The 16,672-nt window shown below is 73.3% G+C and carries 18 protein-coding genes and 1 pseudogene; 11 read left to right on the top strand and 8 right to left on the bottom strand.

Annotation, left to right across the window (positions count from 1 at the left end):
- Positions 1 to 218: 218 nt before the first annotated feature.
- The 3 genes from ACFYOU_RS03675 (at position 219) to ACFYOU_RS03685 (ending at position 1,495) form a co-directional block, all read left to right on the top strand.
- Positions 219 to 398, top strand: a complete 180-nt coding sequence (locus ACFYOU_RS03675) for a hypothetical protein (protein ID WP_385493983.1) — start codon at positions 219 to 221, stop codon at positions 396 to 398.
- 162 nt (positions 399 to 560) lie between these two features.
- Positions 561 to 785: a hypothetical protein gene (locus ACFYOU_RS03680; RefSeq protein ID WP_391303266.1), complete on the top strand. Its 225-nt coding sequence runs from the start codon at positions 561 to 563 to the stop codon at positions 783 to 785.
- 191 nt (positions 786 to 976) lie between these two features.
- Positions 977 to 1,495: a hypothetical protein gene (locus tag ACFYOU_RS03685; RefSeq protein ID WP_391303268.1), complete on the top strand. Its 519-nt coding sequence runs from the start codon at positions 977 to 979 to the stop codon at positions 1,493 to 1,495.
- A gap of 15 nt (positions 1,496 to 1,510) precedes the next feature.
- Here ACFYOU_RS03685 and ACFYOU_RS03690 read toward each other — a convergent pair whose 3' ends face one another.
- The 4 genes from ACFYOU_RS03690 to ACFYOU_RS03705 form a co-directional block, all read right to left on the bottom strand.
- Positions 1,511 to 2,254, bottom strand: a complete 744-nt coding sequence (locus ACFYOU_RS03690; RefSeq protein ID WP_391303270.1) for a nucleotidyl transferase AbiEii/AbiGii toxin family protein — start codon at positions 2,252 to 2,254, stop codon at positions 1,511 to 1,513.
- A gap of 199 nt (positions 2,255 to 2,453) precedes the next feature.
- Positions 2,454 to 2,663 carry a hypothetical protein gene (locus ACFYOU_RS03695; protein WP_391303272.1) on the bottom strand — a complete coding sequence of 70 codons (210 nt, stop codon included), beginning with the start codon at positions 2,661 to 2,663 and terminating at the stop codon, positions 2,454 to 2,456.
- Between the two features lie 323 nt (positions 2,664 to 2,986).
- The gene (locus tag ACFYOU_RS03700) at positions 2,987 to 3,463 is read right to left on the bottom strand and encodes a DUF6415 family natural product biosynthesis protein (RefSeq protein ID WP_391303274.1); all 477 of its coding nucleotides are present in this window, start codon (positions 3,461 to 3,463) and stop codon (positions 2,987 to 2,989) included.
- Positions 3,463 to 3,870: an ATP-binding protein gene (locus ACFYOU_RS03705; RefSeq protein ID WP_391303276.1), complete on the bottom strand. Its 408-nt coding sequence runs from the start codon at positions 3,868 to 3,870 to the stop codon at positions 3,463 to 3,465. The genes ACFYOU_RS03700 and ACFYOU_RS03705 overlap by 1 nt, the downstream gene beginning before the upstream one ends.
- A gap of 243 nt (positions 3,871 to 4,113) precedes the next feature.
- Between ACFYOU_RS03705 and ACFYOU_RS03710 the strand changes: the two genes are divergently transcribed.
- Together ACFYOU_RS03710 and ACFYOU_RS03715 are read left to right on the top strand one after the other, a co-directional pair.
- The gene (locus ACFYOU_RS03710; RefSeq protein ID WP_391303278.1) at positions 4,114 to 5,511 is read left to right on the top strand and encodes a Tat pathway signal protein; all 1,398 of its coding nucleotides are present in this window, start codon (positions 4,114 to 4,116) and stop codon (positions 5,509 to 5,511) included.
- Positions 5,512 to 5,576: 65 nt separating this feature from the next.
- Positions 5,577 to 6,056, top strand: a complete 480-nt coding sequence (locus tag ACFYOU_RS03715) for a TrmO family methyltransferase (protein ID WP_391303280.1) — start codon at positions 5,577 to 5,579, stop codon at positions 6,054 to 6,056.
- A gap of 122 nt (positions 6,057 to 6,178) precedes the next feature.
- Here ACFYOU_RS03715 and ACFYOU_RS03720 read toward each other — a convergent pair whose 3' ends face one another.
- Positions 6,179 to 8,689, bottom strand: a complete 2,511-nt coding sequence (locus ACFYOU_RS03720) for a PQQ-binding-like beta-propeller repeat protein (RefSeq protein ID WP_391303282.1) — start codon at positions 8,687 to 8,689, stop codon at positions 6,179 to 6,181.
- A gap of 512 nt (positions 8,690 to 9,201) precedes the next feature.
- Positions 9,202 to 9,954 (bottom strand): annotated as a pseudogene (locus ACFYOU_RS03725) (VOC family protein); the annotation flags it as partial.
- Between the two features lie 281 nt (positions 9,955 to 10,235).
- Between ACFYOU_RS03725 and ACFYOU_RS03730 the strand changes: the two are divergent.
- Complete coding sequence (locus ACFYOU_RS03730; RefSeq protein ID WP_385493999.1) at positions 10,236 to 10,883, top strand: TetR family transcriptional regulator; 648 nt, start codon at positions 10,236 to 10,238, stop codon at positions 10,881 to 10,883.
- A gap of 76 nt (positions 10,884 to 10,959) precedes the next feature.
- Here ACFYOU_RS03730 and ACFYOU_RS03735 read toward each other — a convergent pair whose 3' ends face one another.
- On the bottom strand, positions 10,960 to 11,454 hold the full coding sequence (locus ACFYOU_RS03735; RefSeq protein ID WP_389774180.1) for a nitroreductase family deazaflavin-dependent oxidoreductase: 495 nt from the start codon (positions 11,452 to 11,454) through the stop codon (positions 10,960 to 10,962).
- Between the two features lie 131 nt (positions 11,455 to 11,585).
- Between ACFYOU_RS03735 and ACFYOU_RS03740 the strand changes: the two genes are divergently transcribed.
- From ACFYOU_RS03740 to ACFYOU_RS03760, 5 genes are all read left to right on the top strand, one after another.
- Entirely contained in the window at positions 11,586 to 12,299 is a 714-nt protein-coding gene (locus tag ACFYOU_RS03740; protein WP_391303285.1) for a nucleotidyltransferase domain-containing protein, read from the top strand.
- Between the two features lie 87 nt (positions 12,300 to 12,386).
- Positions 12,387 to 13,025 (top strand): sigma-70 family RNA polymerase sigma factor, encoded by a 639-nt coding sequence (locus ACFYOU_RS03745; protein WP_391303287.1) that lies wholly within the window; start codon positions 12,387 to 12,389, stop codon positions 13,023 to 13,025.
- Positions 13,022 to 14,104, top strand: a complete 1,083-nt coding sequence (locus tag ACFYOU_RS03750) for a CU044_5270 family protein (protein ID WP_391303289.1) — start codon at positions 13,022 to 13,024, stop codon at positions 14,102 to 14,104. Before ACFYOU_RS03745 ends, ACFYOU_RS03750 begins: the two co-directional genes overlap by 4 nt.
- Positions 14,105 to 14,232: 128 nt before the next feature.
- Positions 14,233 to 15,015, top strand: coding sequence for a DJ-1/PfpI family protein (locus ACFYOU_RS03755; RefSeq protein WP_391303291.1), 783 nt, complete (start codon positions 14,233 to 14,235; stop codon positions 15,013 to 15,015).
- Between the two features lie 125 nt (positions 15,016 to 15,140).
- On the top strand, positions 15,141 to 15,941 hold the full coding sequence (locus ACFYOU_RS03760) for a DJ-1/PfpI family protein (RefSeq protein ID WP_391303293.1): 801 nt from the start codon (positions 15,141 to 15,143) through the stop codon (positions 15,939 to 15,941).
- A 44-nt stretch (positions 15,942 to 15,985) separates the two neighbouring features.
- Here ACFYOU_RS03760 and ACFYOU_RS03765 read toward each other — a convergent pair whose 3' ends face one another.
- Entirely contained in the window at positions 15,986 to 16,537 is a 552-nt protein-coding gene (locus ACFYOU_RS03765; RefSeq protein WP_391303295.1) for a hypothetical protein, read from the bottom strand.
- Positions 16,538 to 16,672 lie beyond the last annotated feature (135 nt).

Raw genomic sequence — 16,672 nt, forward strand, 5'->3', positions numbered from 1 at the left:
TTCTCGTCGTTCGCCGAGAAACCGCCGGTCACCGGCCCGTTCATCGTTCGTTTATCTCGCTCGGCCACCATCTATCGCATCGGCTCGTCCCAGCGGGGGGCAGGCGAGCCGATCAGGCCACGCCGATGACGGTGTCGGCCGCACGCCCGTCCGGCAGCCCACGGGGGAGCTGCCGGACGGGCCGTCTCAACGGCTCCCAGGAATAGGAGTTCAGCACCATGAGCAGCACCGACAAGACCGGCAAGGCCCAGCCCCAGGACGCCGTCTCGACGGACGACCAGATCCTGGCCGCCAAGGACAACCACGCCACCGGCGGCAAGGTCAAGCCGCTCGACAACCACGCCACCGGGGGCACCGCGAGGCCCGCGGACAACCACGCCACGGGCGGCAAGCCGTAAGGCGCCCGCGGCACCAGGGGGAACGGGGGAACGGCGGGCCGCGGCGGCACCGAGGGGGAAGCCGCCGCGGCTCGCCGCCGCCGTTTTCCGGCACGAGCGGTTCCACCGCACCCGGCCGGTGCGACCGACGCCCGGCCACTGACCGCATGGGAGATCAGTTACATGACCCGCGCAAAGAAGCTCCTTCTCGTCGCCGTCCTGGCCGCGGGAGCCGCGCTCGGCGCCGCCGGAGCCGCGCTGGCCGCGGACACCCACGCCACGGGCAGCAAGCCGCAGGACACCCATGCGACGGGTGGCGGGCTGAGGCCGACGGACACCCACGCCACCGGCGTGCGTCCCTTCGACACCCACGCCACCGACACCCACGCCACCGGCACGCGCCCCTGACCGGCTGACGCCCGCGCCACCGGCGCCCGCCCGACCGGCCAACGTCCGACCGGCTGATGCCCGACCGGCTGATGCCTGCGCCACCGTGCCGACGCGTACGGTGAACGGCCCGCTGCGCGCGGGCACCCGTCTGGCGGAGCCCGGACACCGGGCGTAGCGTCGGTGGCGTAGGCCGCGAAGGAGGCGACACGATGGCACGCAACGTGCTCGGGTCGCTCCTCGCGCTCATCGGTGCGGCGGCCGCCGTCTGGAGCCCCTTCCGTGCCTGGTACGACGGCCGCCTCGGGCGGTACTACGAGGTCGGGGAACTGTTCTCGGGTCCGGGCGTGACGGACGCCCGCGCTGAGCTGTTCCTCTCGCTGTTCCTGCCGTTCCTCGGGGCGGCGCTGGTCGTCCTGGCGGGAGTGGTGTTCCGGTCCCGGCCGGCGGTGGCGCTGGCGGGCCTGGTGGTCCTCGGCTTCACCGTGCTGTGGATGGTCCGGGTCGGGCAGGCGCTGGGCGAGTTGGCGGTGCGCGGCGACGGCTCGGGCCTGGGCTGGGGGGTGGTCGGCGCCCTGGGTGGCGGCCTGTTGATCCTGCTGGGCGCGCTCGTCATGGCCGGTCGGCCCAAGCGTTCCGCCGCGCCCGCCGCGCAGCCGCCCCCGCCCTCCACGGACACCGCCGAGACCCGTACCTGGGACCGGCCCCCGGACCCGCCGCGCCCCGGCTGAGCACGCGCTACGGATTCAGTCCTCGTCGTCCGGCGGCGGCCCGCCCTCCAGCAGGCGTTCCGCGATCTCGTCGCCCCACTCCTGCGCCCATGCGCGCAGCGCCGCGGTCTCGACGCGGCCGACCCCGTACGCACGGAACTCCCGTTCGTCCATCCACTCCGCTCCCGAGAGCCGGGCCTGGAGGTCACGCGGGTCGAAGGTGTCGGGGGCGTGCCGGCGGCCCAGTTCCTCCAGGTCCGGGCGGCTCCAGCGGTCGGCGACGGCGTGCACGTGGACCAGGTCGCGGGCCAGGCCCCGATCGGCGAGCGCGCGGACCTTCGTCCCGGTCAGGTCCTCCAGGGCGAGGGCGAGCCCGATCGGGGTGGCGACCGGCGGATGCCACAGCGCCTCCTTGTAGAGGACGACGCCGACCGGAGCGCCCCGGTCCGGCCCCGGGAGGTCCACGGTGACGGGCCGGGTCGTGGCCCCGTCGACGGGCGCCTCCACGGTGAACCGGGCGGACAGCGGCCCGCGCTCCCCCGCCCGGACGGTCCAGCCCCGGCGTTCCAGTTCCCCGCGGACGGCGGCGGCGATCTCCGGGAGCGGCACCGGGCTGGCCGTCGCGAGGTCCACGTCACGGCTCGCCCGGGCCACCAGGCCGTGCGCACGGGCGGCCCAGCCCCCGGTCAGGGCGAGCCGGTGGGGGCGGCCCGCAGCGAGGAGGTCGGGCAGCAGCCGGTCGTACGGGGTGCCGGGGGGCGGACCGGGAGTGGGTGCCATGGCCCGATTGTCCCCGCGCCGGCCGGCTCCCGCAGGTCAACGCCGCGTACGGGGTCCGGACGGGGCAACGCGACGCGGTCCTCTCAGGTCAGCGACCGCTCGGCGACGGCGTCCAGGCACTCCTGGAAGACCTTCGCCGCGTCCGGCGTGAGCGTGAGCAGCGCCACCATGCTGGACAGCATCACGTCCAGAACCGTCGTCACCGGCGCCCCTTGGTCCGCTGCTCGTCCCGACACGGGCACGGGCACGGGCACGCGGCCGGACGCTCGTCCAGCCGCTCGTCGATGTGGAAGTGGCCGTCACGACCGGCCAGCCAGCCAGCGGTCCAGATCCGGCACTCGTGGTCGGGGTGGTCGAAGATGCGCGCCGCCAGGCACGGCTCGCACAGCACTGCGCCCGCGGTGCGCACCGGGTGGCACCGGGTGGCACCGGCGGTGGAAACTCGTGTGCAGGGCGGCCGTGTACCTGCGCGGTATCAGCCGCTGTAGGGCGCGGTCCCACCGGCGAATCGGTTCAAGGCAGTGCAGGCAGAGCACAAGGGTCATGAGTCCTGGCCTTCAAGGGAGGGTGAGGCCCCGGCCATTGGCGGTCTGACCGGAGCCCGGGAAAGTCCGAGACACGGAAAGGGGGAGCGCGTCTCGAACGTGGCTCAGGGACGGGCGACGCTGTACGCGAGGGTGGCCACCAGCGCGGCCACCGCCACGATGCAGACCAGTTGCTCGGTTCCGGGTCTCATCGTTGATGGGACCAGCCCAGGTGGACGACGGTCTCGTCGTCGTCCCGTTCGCCCACGAAGTCGAGCAGGGCGCTGACGAGGGACGCCAGAAGGCGGGCGTGCCGGGTGTTCGGCTCGAATCCGTTCCTGTTGCCTTCGACGTCGAGACGGGACGCGGCGCCGACGAGTTGCCGGAGCAGGTCGTCCGGCCGGCCCTTCGCCCCGTGTAGCGCGTCGGTCACCAGGGGCCAGAGGCAGGTGCGCAGGACATGGACGAGGTTGCGGGTCTCCTCCGGGGAGAGCGCAGAGGCGCCCCAGCCGAGAATCCGTTCCAGGACGTCGTCCACGCCGTCCTCGATGAAGGACCGCCTCAAGCCGTCGCCCAGCTTCAGCAGGAGGTCCTGGGAAACGGACCGGGCGGGCTCGACGTGCCGCGTTCCGCCTGACGTGTCCCGCACGGGCAGGTGCGGGGGAACCAGGAGTTCGGAGGTCATTACCGCCCCTGAAAGGTCTGGGGAAGAGCGAGCGAGCACCACTTGGTCCCGCCGTCGTCGCTCACGCCCCACGCCTCGGCCACACAGGCGATCAGAAGTAGCCCGCGCCCGCTCTCGTCTTCCCTCTCGGCCACCCGGGGCACGGGGACCACCTGGCCCTCGTCGGTGACCTCGATCAGCAGTTCATCAGGACGGTGCTCGACTCGCAGGGCCACCGAACCTCCGCCCCCGTACAGGATCGCGTTGGTGACCAACTCGGAAACGACCAGCACCGCGGAGTCGGCAAGAGCGGTCAGGCCCCAACGGCAGAGTTGCGCACGGGTGATCCGGCGCATGTACCGGACCCGATGCTCGGCGGAAGCGCACTGCACGGCGAAGCTGTGGATCGCACCGGCACCCGCCGTCACGGGCAACCTTCTCGCCATCGAGGTCATCGATGTTCTCCCAGCTGAAGGGATATGGGGCGGATCGGCGATTCCCACGAGTGTTTCTGCGGGGACAGCCGGGTGGGCGCCGGTTACCCATCACTGTGGCGACCGGAGCGGCTACGTTGAGCTAATCGCGCTCGCGGGCTCGGGAGCCATCCCCCGATGGTCCGTGATGCCGCTAACGCTGCTAACACCCGTCTCCGGCAACCTGAAGGGACACAGATGCCGCGGGCACGCACTCGCAACCAGGCGTTGGTCGCCATCCTTCAAGAACTCGGCTGGCCACAGGAGCAGTTAGCTGCCCGCATCCGCCGCGTGGCCGCGGAACTCGGAGCCCGCGAGCTGACCACGGTGACCCGCTCGCACGTCTCGCAATGGGTGTTGGGTTCCCGCCCGTCCGCGTCCACCGCCCGTATCGTGATCGAGGCGCTCTCACGGGGGCTCGGTCGGACCGTCACTCTCAGGGAGATCGGGTTCTCCTCGGCCGAGGACGACACCCCGGCGGGACCCGACTGGACGAGTGACACGACCAGCCTGCTGGCCGAACTGGGGGAGAACGACTTGGATAGACGACGTCGGAACCTCCTGGCGACTTCGGCGTACTCACTCGCCGGCCTGGCCCTTCCGCTGGACACGTGGTGGGACGAGGCTCCGGTGCGCACCGCTCGCAAGGCGTCCACCACGTCCGCCACGGTGACCCCTGCGGATGTCGAAGGCGTGCGGGAGGTGGCGGACTTCTTCTCCCGGCGTGACCAGATGCGCGGCGGCACCGACGGCCGGGCCGCGCTCGTCGCCTACCTGCGGACGGACATGGCCGCCTGCCTCAAACGGCGGCCCGTCAGCGACGCCGTACGGCGTGATCTCCACTCGGCTGCCGGAGAATTGGTCTACCTGGCCGGTTGGACCGCCTTCGACTCCCGGGAACACCGCCTCGCCCAGCACTGGTTCACGCTCGCGGTCCGTCTGGCCGCAGAGGCCGATGACGCGCCGCTCGCCGGTCATGTGCTGCGCGCCATGGCCCACCAGGCGGCCGACCTGGGGCACGGTCCCGCAGCCGTGGACCTCGCCGCCGCCTCGCTCGAACGCGGTCGCTACACCCGAGCCACCCCGAGGGAGAAGGCTCTCCTCGGTGTCGTCCACGCCCGCGCCCTCGCGTCCGACGGACAGCGCCGTGCCGCCGTCGCCGCACTCCGCCGAGCCGAGAACGACCTCGACCAGGCCGACTCCGCCGCCCAGGACGAACCCCGCAGGGTCTTCTTCTTCCAGCAGGCCAGCCTCGCCCACGAGACCGCCCGGACCCTGCACACCCTCGGTGATCTCAACGGCGCGGTGCAGCAGTTCACCCGGAGCACCCGTTTGCGCCGCAAGCAGACCTTCCGGCGCACCCACTCCGTCACCCTCGGCTACCTCGGCGCCGCGCAAGTACAGCAGGGGGCGTTGGACGCCGCCATCGCCACCTGGACCGAGGCCCTCGACTCGATGGACGGCGTCCACTCCGGCCGCGCCCGGGAGACCGTCGTCCAGATGCGGCGGGCCCTCAGCCCCTTCCGCCAGCGCGGCCATGCCCCGGCGGCCGAGTTGGACGACCGGGCCCGTACCGTCCTGGGCCGCATAGGCTGAGGGGCCGATGCCACCGAGGAGCCGAATCCCCTCCGGATTCCGGCCACGACCAGGGGGATCTACCCATGAGCAAGCTGGAGATCGTGCCCGTGGCCACCGTCGTCGGCGGCCATCTCCGACCGGGTGACGACCACCAGGGCGGAGTCGAGTCGGTCATCCGCCTCAACCCCGACCTCCCCGGGGAGACCCTCCAGGGATTGGAGGAGTTCTCCCACCTGGAGGTCCTCTGGCACTTCCACCTCGCCAGCCCCGACGACGTCGCCCTCCACGCCCGCAGCCCCCGCAACAACCCCGACTGGCCCCCCACCGGAACCTTCGTCCACCGCAACCACCGCCGCCCCAACCAACTCGCCGTCTCGCACCCCCGGCTCCTCCGGGTCGAGGGCCTCGACCTCCACGTCACCGACCTCGACGCCGTGCACGGCACGCTCGTCTACGACATCGCCCCCTGGTTCCCCACCATGGGACCCCGGGGAACCACCCACGTACCGAGCTGGGTCAACGAGATGCTCCCCCACTACTGGAGCCCTGCCGAAGAGCACTAGACGGGCTCGGCCCCGTACAGCGCGGTACGGGCCGGGGCCACAGGGCGCGAAGGCCCCGGCGTGCCGGGGCGCGTGGAAGCCTCATGCTGCTCCCTCAGACCCCGGCACCCCGTGCCGGGGTGTCAGGTGCGGGCCGTGCCGGTTCCCTTCTCCGCGTCGAGGGCGTAGACGCAACGGTCCTTGCTGCACGCGTAGACGACGCCGGACCGCACCACGGGAGCCCCGGTGATCTCGCCCCCGGTGGCCAACTTCCAGCGCAGCCGGCCGTCGTCGGCCTTGAGGGTGTACAGCAGGTGGTCCGTGGAGCCGAAGTGGATGCGCCCCTCGGCGACGACCGGTGCGCCCACCACGTCGCCGCCCGCCTGGAAACGCCACTTGGGGGTGCCGGTGACCGCGTCCAGCGTGTAGAGGCCCTTGCCGCTGCCCACGTGCACATGGCCGTCGGCGACGAGGACGGGCTCGGCGGAGGAACGCGGTTCGGTGGCGATGCGCCAGCGGTCACGGCCGTCGGCGGCGTCGAGCGCGTACACGGTGCCGAGGTAGTCGGCGAGGTACACGCCGCCGCCGGTGACCGAGGGGCCGGGCGCGAAGGCGGGCGGGGCGAGGAACGCCGCGGGCGCCTCGAAGTGCCAGCGCACGCGTCCGGTGCCGATGTCGACGGCGAGGACCCGGGTGCCGGCGCTGACGTAGGCGTGGCCGTCGGAGGCGTGGGTGACGCGGACGGGCACCCCGCCGCAGGACGCGGCGTCGCCGATGGGGTACGACCAGCGCTCCTCACCGGTGCGGGCGGCCAGTGCGCGCAGCCGGGCGTCGTGCCAGACGTAGACGGTGTCGCCGTGCAGGGCGGGTCCGGCTTCGGGGGTCTCGAAGTCGGTCTGGGCGCCGGTGACCTCCCACAGCTTCTGGCCGCCCGAGGCGTCCCACGCCTGGACGCCGCCGCCGCGGGTCGCGGTGATCACGGTGCCCCGTTCGGCGCGCAGCGCGTACACCCAGCCGTCGGCGGACAGGCGCCACAGGTCGGTGCCCTCACGGGAGTCGAGGGCGTAGAGGGTGGGCCCGTCGGAGGCGATGACCCGGCCGTCCGACACGGCCATGGACCAGGCGACGTCCCGGGTCTTGAAGCGGCGGCGACCGGTCGCGACGTCGAGGGCGTGCACCTCGAAGGAGGTCACGTACACGAGGTCCCCGTCGACGGCGGGGGTGCCCCAGACGTCGTTGGACATCCGGAACCGCCAGGGTCTCCAGCCGGCGCCCGCGGCGGGCGGCTGGGCGGCCGGCCGGGGTGGTGCCGCGGGCACCGCGGGCTCGATGGGAGCCGGGCCGCCCGGCCCGGCCGCGGCGGACCGGGACCAGTGGCCGGACAGCGGGGCCTGGGGCGGGCCGTGGACGGTCTGGCGGGCGTCGGCGACCCGGGGTCCGGGGCCGATGGGCACCCGGGCGCCGGCGAGCCGTACCGCGCCGTGGCCGGGGACGGGTTGCCCGGGGTCCGGGGGCAGGTCGGGCCCCGGCGGGGCCTGGTGCGGTACGGGCGGGGCGTGCGGCGGGGGCGGCGGTGCGCCCGGCGCACCCCGGCCGCGTCCGCCCCGGGCACCGCCCTGGCCGGGGCCGTGGGCGGGGCTGTGTGCGGGTCCGGGCGGGCCGCCGTGCGCCAGCGGATGACCGGGCGGCGGACCGGCCTGCGCGCCGGCCGGCTGACCTCTGCGCTGACCGGCTCCGGGGAGTTGGGCCGCCTGGGTGCGTCCGCCGCGCCGGGACTCGATCATGCTGGTGGCGGGCTCGGGCAGCCAGGCGGACGCGGTGCCGCTGTCGTCGGAGCCCGAGCCGAACAGGTGCGGGGCCAACTGGGTCTGGAGGTCCGCGGGGCTGGGTCGGGCGGCGGCCTCCGGCTGCATGCAGGACTCGATCAGGGGCCGCAGTTCGTCGGGCAGCCCGGCCAGGTCGGGGCCCTCGCGCAGCAGCATGAACACCGTCTCGACCGGGTTGGCACCGTGGTACGGGGCGTGGCCGGTCGCGGCGAAGACGAGGGTGGAGCCGAGCGAGAAGATGTCGCTGGCGCCGGTGACGCTACGGGAGTCCTTGGCCTGTTCGGGTGACATGTAGGCGGGGGTGCCCACGGCGACGTTCGTCATGGTCAGCCGGGTGTTGGAGACCCCGCTCGCGATCCCGAAGTCGATGACGCGGGGTCCGTCCTCCACGACGAGGACGTTGGACGGTTTCAGGTCGCGGTGGACGAGGCCGGCCCCGTGGATGGACTGGAGGGCTTCGGCGACCCCGGCGGCGAGCCAGCGCACGGCCTGCGCGGGCATCGGCCCGCACTCGTTCACTATCTCTTCCAGGGAGGGCGCGGGCACGTAGGCGGTGGCGAGCCACGGCACGGCGGCCCGGGGGTCGGCGTCCACGACCGCGGCCGTGTAGAAGCCGGAAACCGCGCGCGCCGCCTCCACCTCACGGGTGAAGCGGACGCGGAAGAGTTGGTCCTCGGCGAGTTCGGTACGGACGGTCTTGATCGCGACCCGTCTACCGGATGCCGAGCGGGCGAGGTAGACGAGCCCCATGCCCCCCGCTCCGAGCCGACCCAGCACCTCGAACGGGCCGATCCGTCTCGGATCATGCTGCGTCAGCTGATCCACCACTTGCCTGCCACCTCCCCGTACGGGCCGCCCGTACGAACACGACCCCGTGCAGCGTCTCACCACCGAACCGCCAGGGCGGCACGCACCCCGATTCTTCCTGCCCCGGGGGCCGGTTGCGAACCCGGGGACGAAACGGGGTGTCTACGACGAGTCAGTCCATTCACCTCGCGGAGGGCGCCCCGGATCGACTACCTGACCGCCGACCACGTGATATGGGGCACTCTGGTCACCCTCCGAAGCGTCCTCCCGCCCTCGAAGACGTCCACGATGTGGCGCACGACTCAGTGCCCTGCGGCCGTGTCGCCCCGTCACCCTTCGCCCCGCCTCCCCGAGCGGTCGACTCCCCGCGCGGTCGACTCCCCGTCACCCGGCACGCCGCCGGGCCGGTCGGTCGGGTCCTCGGCGTCGATCTCGGCGAGCACGTCGCACTCCTGGGTGGCCTCGGAGTCGGACTCCACCCGCCCGGACCCCTCATAGTCCCGCCCGGACCCCTCGTAGTCGCGCCCAGGCCCCTCGTAGTCCTGGAGGACCCCGAAATCGGCGCCCTGGTCGTCCGTGAAGACGGCGATCCGGCCGTACGGGGTGTCGGTGGGCGCCAGCTGGACCCGACCTCCGAGCCGGACGACGGTCGCGGCGGCGGCGTCGCAGTCGGGGACCCGGAAGTAGAGCAGGAAGTGCGAGGGCATCTCGGCCGGGAAGCTGTCACCGATGAGGATGCGGCCCCCGACGGCCGAATCCGGGCCGGGCGGCGTGCCCGCCGGCGACCACACCCGCAGGTGGCCGTCGTCGCGCAGGTCGGTGGCCCCGTACCCGAACACCGCTGCGTAGAAGGGGTCCACGACCGCGGCGTCCCGGGCGTACACCTCCGCCCAGCAGAAGGACATCAGCTGTTGCTGGAGGTCGAAGCCGGGGTGCCCGGTGCTGTGCCACAGCCCGAAGACGGCGCCCTCCGGGTCGGCCACCAGGGCCAGGTCCCCGTCCCCGGTGCGCAGCGGTTCGGTCACCACCCGGCCGCCCGCCGCCCGCACCCGGCGGACCGTGCCGGGCAGGTCCGGGGCGGCGAAGTACACCGTCCAGACGGTGGGCATCCGTCCGTCCCGCTTGCCGACGAGCGCACCCACCGTCCGCCCCCCGTAGTACGCCCGGCCGTACGCGCCCCCGTCGAACGTCCACCCGAACAGCTCCCCGTAGAAACGCTTGCCCGCGGCCAGGTCGGGCAGCATCGCCTCGGCCCAGCAGGGCGCCCCTTCAGCGAACCCGACCATCACCACCTCAACCTTCCCCTAAGTCATACACTCCCAGCAATTTACGCCAACCGTCCCCCCTCCCCACAAACCGGACCCTCCTGTTGGGGTGGGCACTCCACGGCACCGCTCCCGAGCGCCCCGCCCGGGGACGGACCCGTGCCCCGGCTGTGCACGGCCCGGACCAAGGGGAACCCGGACGGAGCTCGCCGCGCGGCCCTCCTCCCCCTCCCCCGAACAGGGGGGACCCCATTTGCAGTCGGTCGAATCGCGCTCTGATGCCCCCTCGGTAAGCTGACGACATGACAGGACAGGTAAGAACCGTCGACGGCCGCGTAGCCGGACGACGAGGCCAGGCGACGCGCCAGAAGCTGCTGGACTGCCTGGGTCAGATGCTCAGCTCGTCTCCGTACCGCGATGTGAAGGTCATCGACGTGGCCCGCAAGGCGGGCACCTCGCCGGCGACCTTCTACCAGTACTTCCCGGACGTGGAGGGCGCGGTCCTGGAGATCGCGGACGAGGTGGCGGGCGAGGCCGGCGTGCTCGGCGGGCTGCTCGACGGACGCTCCTGGACGGGCAAGGCGGGGTGGCAGACCGCGCAGGAACTCGTCGACGGGTTCCTCGACTTCTGGCGCCGCAACGACGCCATCCTGCGGGTGATCGACCTGGGTGCGGCCGAGGGCGACAAGCGGTTCGCCAAGATCCGCCTCAAGGTCCTCAACCCGGTCACCGGGGCCCTCACCGACACGGTCAAGGACCTCAAGGCCAAGGGGCGCGTCGACAAGGACGTCAACCCCGCGGCCGTCGCGGGTTCCCTGGTCACGATGCTCGCCTCGGTCGCCGGTCACCAGCGCGGTTTCCAGACCTGGGGCGTCAAGCAGGCCGATCTGAAGCCGAACCTCGCGCTGCTGGTGCACCTCGGCGTCACGGGCCGCAAGCCCACCAAGTAGCCCCACCCGCACGGACGGCGATCCCGCTCCGTCCGAGCCCGTCCGGCCCCGTCCGGGCCCCCGCCCGCAGGGCGCCCTACCTCCGGGCCAGCCTGAACAGACGGATCTCCCGCGTCACCCGGGACTGATAGGTGGCGTACGGCGGCCACCACCGCAGCGCCTCGGACCAGGCGGCCTCCCGCTCGGCGCCCGCCAGCAGCCGGGCCCCCACCTCGATCTCCTCCCCCTGCCAGTCCACGCATGCCCGCGGGTGTGCGATCAGGTTCGCCGACCAGCCCGGATGCCCCGCACGGCCGAAGTTGGACCCGACCAACAGCCAGGTGCCGCCGGCTTCCGGCACGCACACGAGCGGCGTGCGACGCAGCAGACCCGAACGCGCGCCCGTCGTGGTCAACATCAGGCTCGGCAGCAGCCACCCGCTCATCAGGGCCCGTCCCCCGCTGAGCCGGTGCACCGCCCGGTCGACCATCGGAAGCGCGTACGGTGCCACCCGGACGAACGCCCGTGTGGTCGACACCCGTTGGACCAGTCGCGTGCCGGCACCCGCCACCCGACGTCCGGTCACCCCCACGCGCCCTCCCCCGCTCCCGCGCCCGGCACCTCCTCGTCAGCGTACGACGCCCGAGCCGCCCGCCGGGGCCGCCCCACCGGGCCCGTAGGGTCGAACCCCCGACGCGACGACCCCGAGCGGACGCCACGACCATGACCGACGACGCCTTCCTCGACCGTGCCGCCGAACGCCTGGCGGGCCTGCCCACCGTGTGCGCCGTCGCCCTCGGCGGCTCCCGCGCCGAGGGCACCCACACCGCCGACAGCGACTGGGACCTCGCCGTGTACTACCGGGGCGACTTCGACCCGGCGGACCTGCGGGCCCTCGGCTGGCCCGGTGAGGTCTCCGAGGTGGGGGCCTGGGGCGGCGGCGTCTTCAACGGCGGCGCCCGGCTCACCGTCGACGGACGCGGCGTGGACGTCCACTACCGGGACCTCGACGCCGTCGAACACGAACTCGCCGAGGCGGCGCGGGGACGCTTCCGCTGGGAGCCCCTGATGTTCCATCTGGCCGGCGTCCCGAGCTATCTGGTGGTCGCCGAACTCGCGGTCAACCGGGTGCTCCGCGGCACCCTGCCGCGCCCCGACCACCCGCGGGCGCTGCGCGGGACGGCGCCCCCGGTGTGGCGCGAGCGGGCCGCGCTCACCCTCGGCTACGCCCGGGCCGCGCACGCACCGCACGGCCGGGTCACGGAGGTGGCCGGGGCACTGGCCACGGCCGCGCTCCAGACGGCGCACGCGGTGCTGGCCGCGCGCGGCGAGTGGGTCACCAACGAGAAGCGGCTGCTGGAGCGGGCCGGGCTGCGCGGCGTCGACGCGATCACCACGGGGCTGCGACCGGAACCGCGGCACTCGGTCGGGCGCTGACCGCGGCGGAGGAGGTGTTCGCGGCCGCCACCTGAACTCCGGCCCGAGGTCGAGGGAACCGAGCGGCGCCTGCGGACACTTGTGGTCGTGGACTCGTATGCGGAGGACCGGCTCAGGTCCGGTGATCGGACGGCGTTCGCTGCGCTCTTCGACGAGCACGCCCGTGTGGTCTATGCGCACGCCGCCCGCTCCACGGGCGACTGGGCGTTGGCCGAGGACGTCATGTCGCTGACGTTCCTGGAGGCGTGGCGACAGCGGGAGAAGCTGCTCGGGGAGGTGCGCAGCGAACGGGCCTGGCTGTTGGGCATCACGTCGAACGTGCTGCGGAACACGGCCCGTTCGGCCCGCCGCCACCGTGCGGCGCTGTCGCGGCTACCGCGCGCGGAGCCGCTGCCCGACTTCTCGGACGTGGTCGTCGGGCAGTTGGCCGACACCCAGCGGCTGGCCGCCGCGGCACGGGCGCTGAACCGCTTGAAGCGGGGCGAACGCGAGGTCTTCGCGCTGGTCGTCTGGTCGGACCTCGGGTACGCGGCCACCGCGGAGGCGCTCGGCGTCCCGGTCGGCACGGTGCGGTCCCGGCTGTCACGGGCGCGGGAGAAGCTGCGGCGCCTGGTCACGGAGGAACTGGCCGGCGAACCACCGGAGCGACCACGCGCCCGGGACGGACACCGGGCCGTCCGACGCCCGGACGCCACCCGCTCGCCCCAACAGAGGAGGTCGTCATGAACCGGGAGCAACAGGGCCGGGGGCAACAGGGCCGGGTGGAAGAGGGCCGGGTGGAACAGGCGGAGCGGGACGAGATCCGATCGGCGGCGGACGTGCTGCCGGCGGCGCCCTGCCCGGAACTCGATCCGGAGCGGATGCGTGAGCGTCGACACCACCTCCTGAACGCACTCGACGCCCCGGGCGACCGGCGGAGTTCGCGCGGCGCGCCGTGGGCGGTGCGGCGCAAGGCCCTCGCGTTGGCCGCGTTCACGGCCGCTGGAGTGACCGCGACCGTGCTGGTGTTCGGCCCCGGCGGTGCGGACCCCCGACCGGACGCCCGCCAGCCGGTTCGCCCGGCGTCGGCCGCGGCCGTACGGATGTTGGAGAAGGCGGCGCTCGCCGAGGACGCGAAGCCCGCGCCGTTGTACGCGGAGGGGTCCTACTTCTACAGCCGGACCGTCGGACACAGCACCGCGCTGAGCGAGAACGAGGACGGGGGGATGGACCGCTCCCGCACGGACGAGGACATGGAGCAGTGGGCGTCCGTCGACGGCAGCGAGCCCACCCTGCAACGCGCGGACGGCGAAGACACGCTGATTCCGGAGGCGTCCCGCAAAGGCAGCCTGAACGCACCGACGTACGAGTTCCTGGCCGGCCTGCCGACCGACCCCGAGGCCCTCCTCGACCAGATCTACGAGGACGCCGTGGCCAACCACGGACCCGGGTCGGATTCCACCACCGGCCCCGACCAACAGGCGTTCGTCACCATCGGCGACCTGTTGCGGGCCGCGGCGGCTCCGCCCGGACTCACCGCCGCGCTCTACCGCGCCGCCGCGCGCATCCCCGGGGTCGTCACCGTCCCGCACGCCGTCGACGCGGCGGGCCGCTCCGGCGTGGCCGTCGCCCGGGTGCACGACGGCGAACGCACGGAGTGGATCTTCGACAAGAGCACCATGCGGCTGCTCGGCGAGCGCACGGTCCTCCTGGAGGACGGCTCCTGGGGCGAGGCGGGCGATGCGGTGACCTCGGTCGCCGTCGTCGAGCGCGGCGTGGTGCGCCGGGCCGGTCTGGCCTGTGAGGAGTGCGGCCCCGGGGCCTGACCCGATGCGGGGCCGGGGCGAGTTGGCCGTTTCCGAGGGAAGCGTGGCAGTGCCGTCCGGGAACCCGGCCGCGCCCCGCGCCGACTCCTGGTGCGACGGGGGACGGGTCGCAACGAGAGGGCCGAGGAATGAGCGAGAAGCAGACGCACAGCCGCCGCGGAGCACTGCTGACGGCAGCGGGCGTGACCCTGGGCGCAGGCATCGCCGCCACCGCGGCGACCACCGCCCCGGCAGCCGCCGCCGCGGCCGGGGGCCGAAAGCCCCGGCGGCTGGAAGCGGCGGTGCTGCTGTACGAGGGGTTCACCCCGCTGGACGCCGTCGGGCCGTACGAAGCGCTCTGCCGCGTGCCCGGGGTGCGGGTGACCACGGTGGCCGTGCGGGCGGGGCTGGTCCGGGCGGACACCAAGTGGATGGAGATCGCCGCGGCGAAGTCCCTCCACCAGGTCCCCCGTCCCGATGTGATGGTGATACCGGGCGGCGGCGGGCCGGGCATGTACGCCGTCCTGGAGAACGCCCAGGTGCTCGACTGGGTCCGCCGGGCCCACCGGCACACCCTCTGGACCACCTCGGTCTGCTCGGGCGCCGCGATCCTGGGCAGGGCCGGACTGCTGCGCGGGGTGCCCGCCACCACGCACTGGGCCCTCTACGACCACTTGAAGGCCGTCGGGGCGATCCGGACGAAGGGGCGTTACGTCGAGTCCGGCAAGATCATCACGGCGGCCGGGATCTCCGCCGGGATCGACATGGGCCTGCACCTCGCCGCACGCCTCTCCGACGACCGCATCGGCCGGGCCATGGAACTGGCCCTGGAGTACGACCCCGAACCGCCCTTCGGCACCGGCAACGCGGAGACGGCGGACGCGGAGCGGCGGGCCCTGGCCCTGAAGCTGATCGCCGACGCGACGGACTGACCCCGCCGCGGGCCGACGCGGGTCGGCCGTTTCCGAGGGAAGCGTGGCAGCACCGTCCGGGAACCCGGTCGGGAACCGCACCGACTCCTGGAGCACAAGGAACGAGCCAGCGAGAGGGCCGAGGAATGAGCGAGAAGCAGACGCACAGCCGCCGCGGAGCACTGCTGACGGCAGCGGGCGTGACCCTGGGCGCAGGCATCGCCGCCACCGCGGCGACCACCGCCCCGGCAGCGGCGGCACCGGCGGCGGCACCCGCGGCCGGCGCGGACCGCAAGCCCGGACAGGTGCAGGTGGCGGTGCTGCTGTACGACGGGTTCACCGCGCTGGACGCGGTGGGACCGTACGAGGCGCTCTGCCGCGTCCCCGGAGTGCAGGTGACCACGGTGGCCGTCAAGGCCGGACTGGTCCGCACGGACACCGGTGAACTGGGCATCGCCGCGGCGAAGTCCCTGCGGCAGGTCCGCCGCCCCGACGTGGTGGTGGTACCGGGCGGCGGCGAGCGCGGCACGACGGCCAGCATGACGGACGAACGCATCCTCGAATGGATCCGCGGGGCCCACCGGCACACCACCTGGACCACCTCGATCTGCACCGGTTCGCTGATCCTCGGCGCGGCCGGGCTGCTGCGCGGGCTGCCCGCCACCACGTACTGGGCCTCCCGCCCCTATCTGAAGGAGGTCGGGGCGATCTACACGCCGGGTCGTTTCGTCGAAACCGGCAAGATCATCACGGCCGCCGGGGTCTCCGCCGGGATCGACATGGGCCTGCACCTCGCCGCACGCCTCTCCGACGACCGCATCGGCCGGGCCATGGAACTGGCCCTGGAGTACGACCCCGAACCGCCCTTCGGCACCGGCAGCCCGGAGAAGGCGGACGAGCAGACGCGGACCCTGGCCCTCAAGATCCTCGCCGACTCCGCGACCTGACCCGCCCCCCGCACCGCCCGGCCCGTGGGCGACGGGGGAGTCGGTCAGCTCCCCCGTCGCCGCCCGAGCAGTCGGGCCTGCTCCTTCTTCAGGGCGGAGAACCCCTCCCGCGCATAGGTCGCCAGGTCCTCGCTGGGGAACGGCACCACCGAGAGGTGCTCCTCGTAGTGGCCCTGCTCCCACCGGGCGGCCGTGACCTCGTAGCCCGAGACGTGCGCGCACAGTTCGAGCAGCAGCGGCGGCATCTCCGGTTCGCTCAACAGGTCCGCCTGCCTGATGACCAGGTCGCGCATGACCTGGATGTTCGGGAGGAAGACGGTGGTGATCCACAGCCGCCACTCGGTGAGTTCCTCGGTGGTGGGCGGGGTCTCGTCGTCGAACGGAGACCTTCCGCCGGGGCGGGCGTGGCGCTCCCAGAACGCCTCGAAAATGCGTCTGTTGGCTTCGGTGAGGGCGAAGAGGGGCCCGTAGAAGTCGCTCAGCTGGCGGTTCACGCGGGCCAGCCGCTCCTGCCGCTGCGACAGGCGTAGTCCGTTGAGGTAGGTGACGGCGTAGCCGGCGAACGCCAGCGCGATGGTGACGACGACTGCGATCATGAGGGCCGATGCTAGCGAGTGCCGTGCCGGCTTCAACTCGGCGCAACGACAAGGCTGTTCACGCATCGACGCAACGGGCCCGCACACCTCGCCCTAGCGGACACACCGTGACCTATTGGACGTCTACCGTCCGCT

Source organism: Streptomyces sp. NPDC005955 (assembly GCF_042871255.1).
Classification (GTDB): Bacteria; Actinomycetota; Actinomycetes; order Streptomycetales; family Streptomycetaceae; genus Streptomyces.

What these genes read in the sequence shown, in the direction of transcription:
- ACFYOU_RS03675 (WP_385493983.1), top strand. Translation starts at nt 219, where the DNA reads ATGAGCAGCACCGACAAGACCGGCAAGGCCCAGCCCCAGGACGCCGTC.
- ACFYOU_RS03680 (WP_391303266.1), top strand. Translation starts at nt 561, where the DNA reads ATGACCCGCGCAAAGAAGCTCCTTCTCGTCGCCGTCCTGGCCGCGGGA.
- ACFYOU_RS03685 (WP_391303268.1), top strand. Translation starts at nt 977, where the DNA reads ATGGCACGCAACGTGCTCGGGTCGCTCCTCGCGCTCATCGGTGCGGCG.
- ACFYOU_RS03690 (WP_391303270.1), bottom strand. Translation starts at nt 2,254, where the DNA reads ATGGCACCCACTCCCGGTCCGCCCCCCGGCACCCCGTACGACCGGCTG.
- ACFYOU_RS03700 (WP_391303274.1), bottom strand. Translation starts at nt 3,463, where the DNA reads ATGACCTCCGAACTCCTGGTTCCCCCGCACCTGCCCGTGCGGGACACG.
- ACFYOU_RS03710 (WP_391303278.1), top strand. Translation starts at nt 4,114, where the DNA reads ATGCCGCGGGCACGCACTCGCAACCAGGCGTTGGTCGCCATCCTTCAA.
- ACFYOU_RS03715 (WP_391303280.1), top strand. Translation starts at nt 5,577, where the DNA reads ATGAGCAAGCTGGAGATCGTGCCCGTGGCCACCGTCGTCGGCGGCCAT.
- ACFYOU_RS03730 (WP_385493999.1), top strand. Translation starts at nt 10,236, where the DNA reads ATGACAGGACAGGTAAGAACCGTCGACGGCCGCGTAGCCGGACGACGA.
- ACFYOU_RS03740 (WP_391303285.1), top strand. Translation starts at nt 11,586, where the DNA reads ATGACCGACGACGCCTTCCTCGACCGTGCCGCCGAACGCCTGGCGGGC.
- ACFYOU_RS03750 (WP_391303289.1), top strand. Translation starts at nt 13,022, where the DNA reads ATGAACCGGGAGCAACAGGGCCGGGGGCAACAGGGCCGGGTGGAAGAG.
- ACFYOU_RS03755 (WP_391303291.1), top strand. Translation starts at nt 14,233, where the DNA reads ATGAGCGAGAAGCAGACGCACAGCCGCCGCGGAGCACTGCTGACGGCA.
- ACFYOU_RS03760 (WP_391303293.1), top strand. Translation starts at nt 15,141, where the DNA reads ATGAGCGAGAAGCAGACGCACAGCCGCCGCGGAGCACTGCTGACGGCA.
- ACFYOU_RS03765 (WP_391303295.1), bottom strand. Translation starts at nt 16,537, where the DNA reads ATGATCGCAGTCGTCGTCACCATCGCGCTGGCGTTCGCCGGCTACGCC.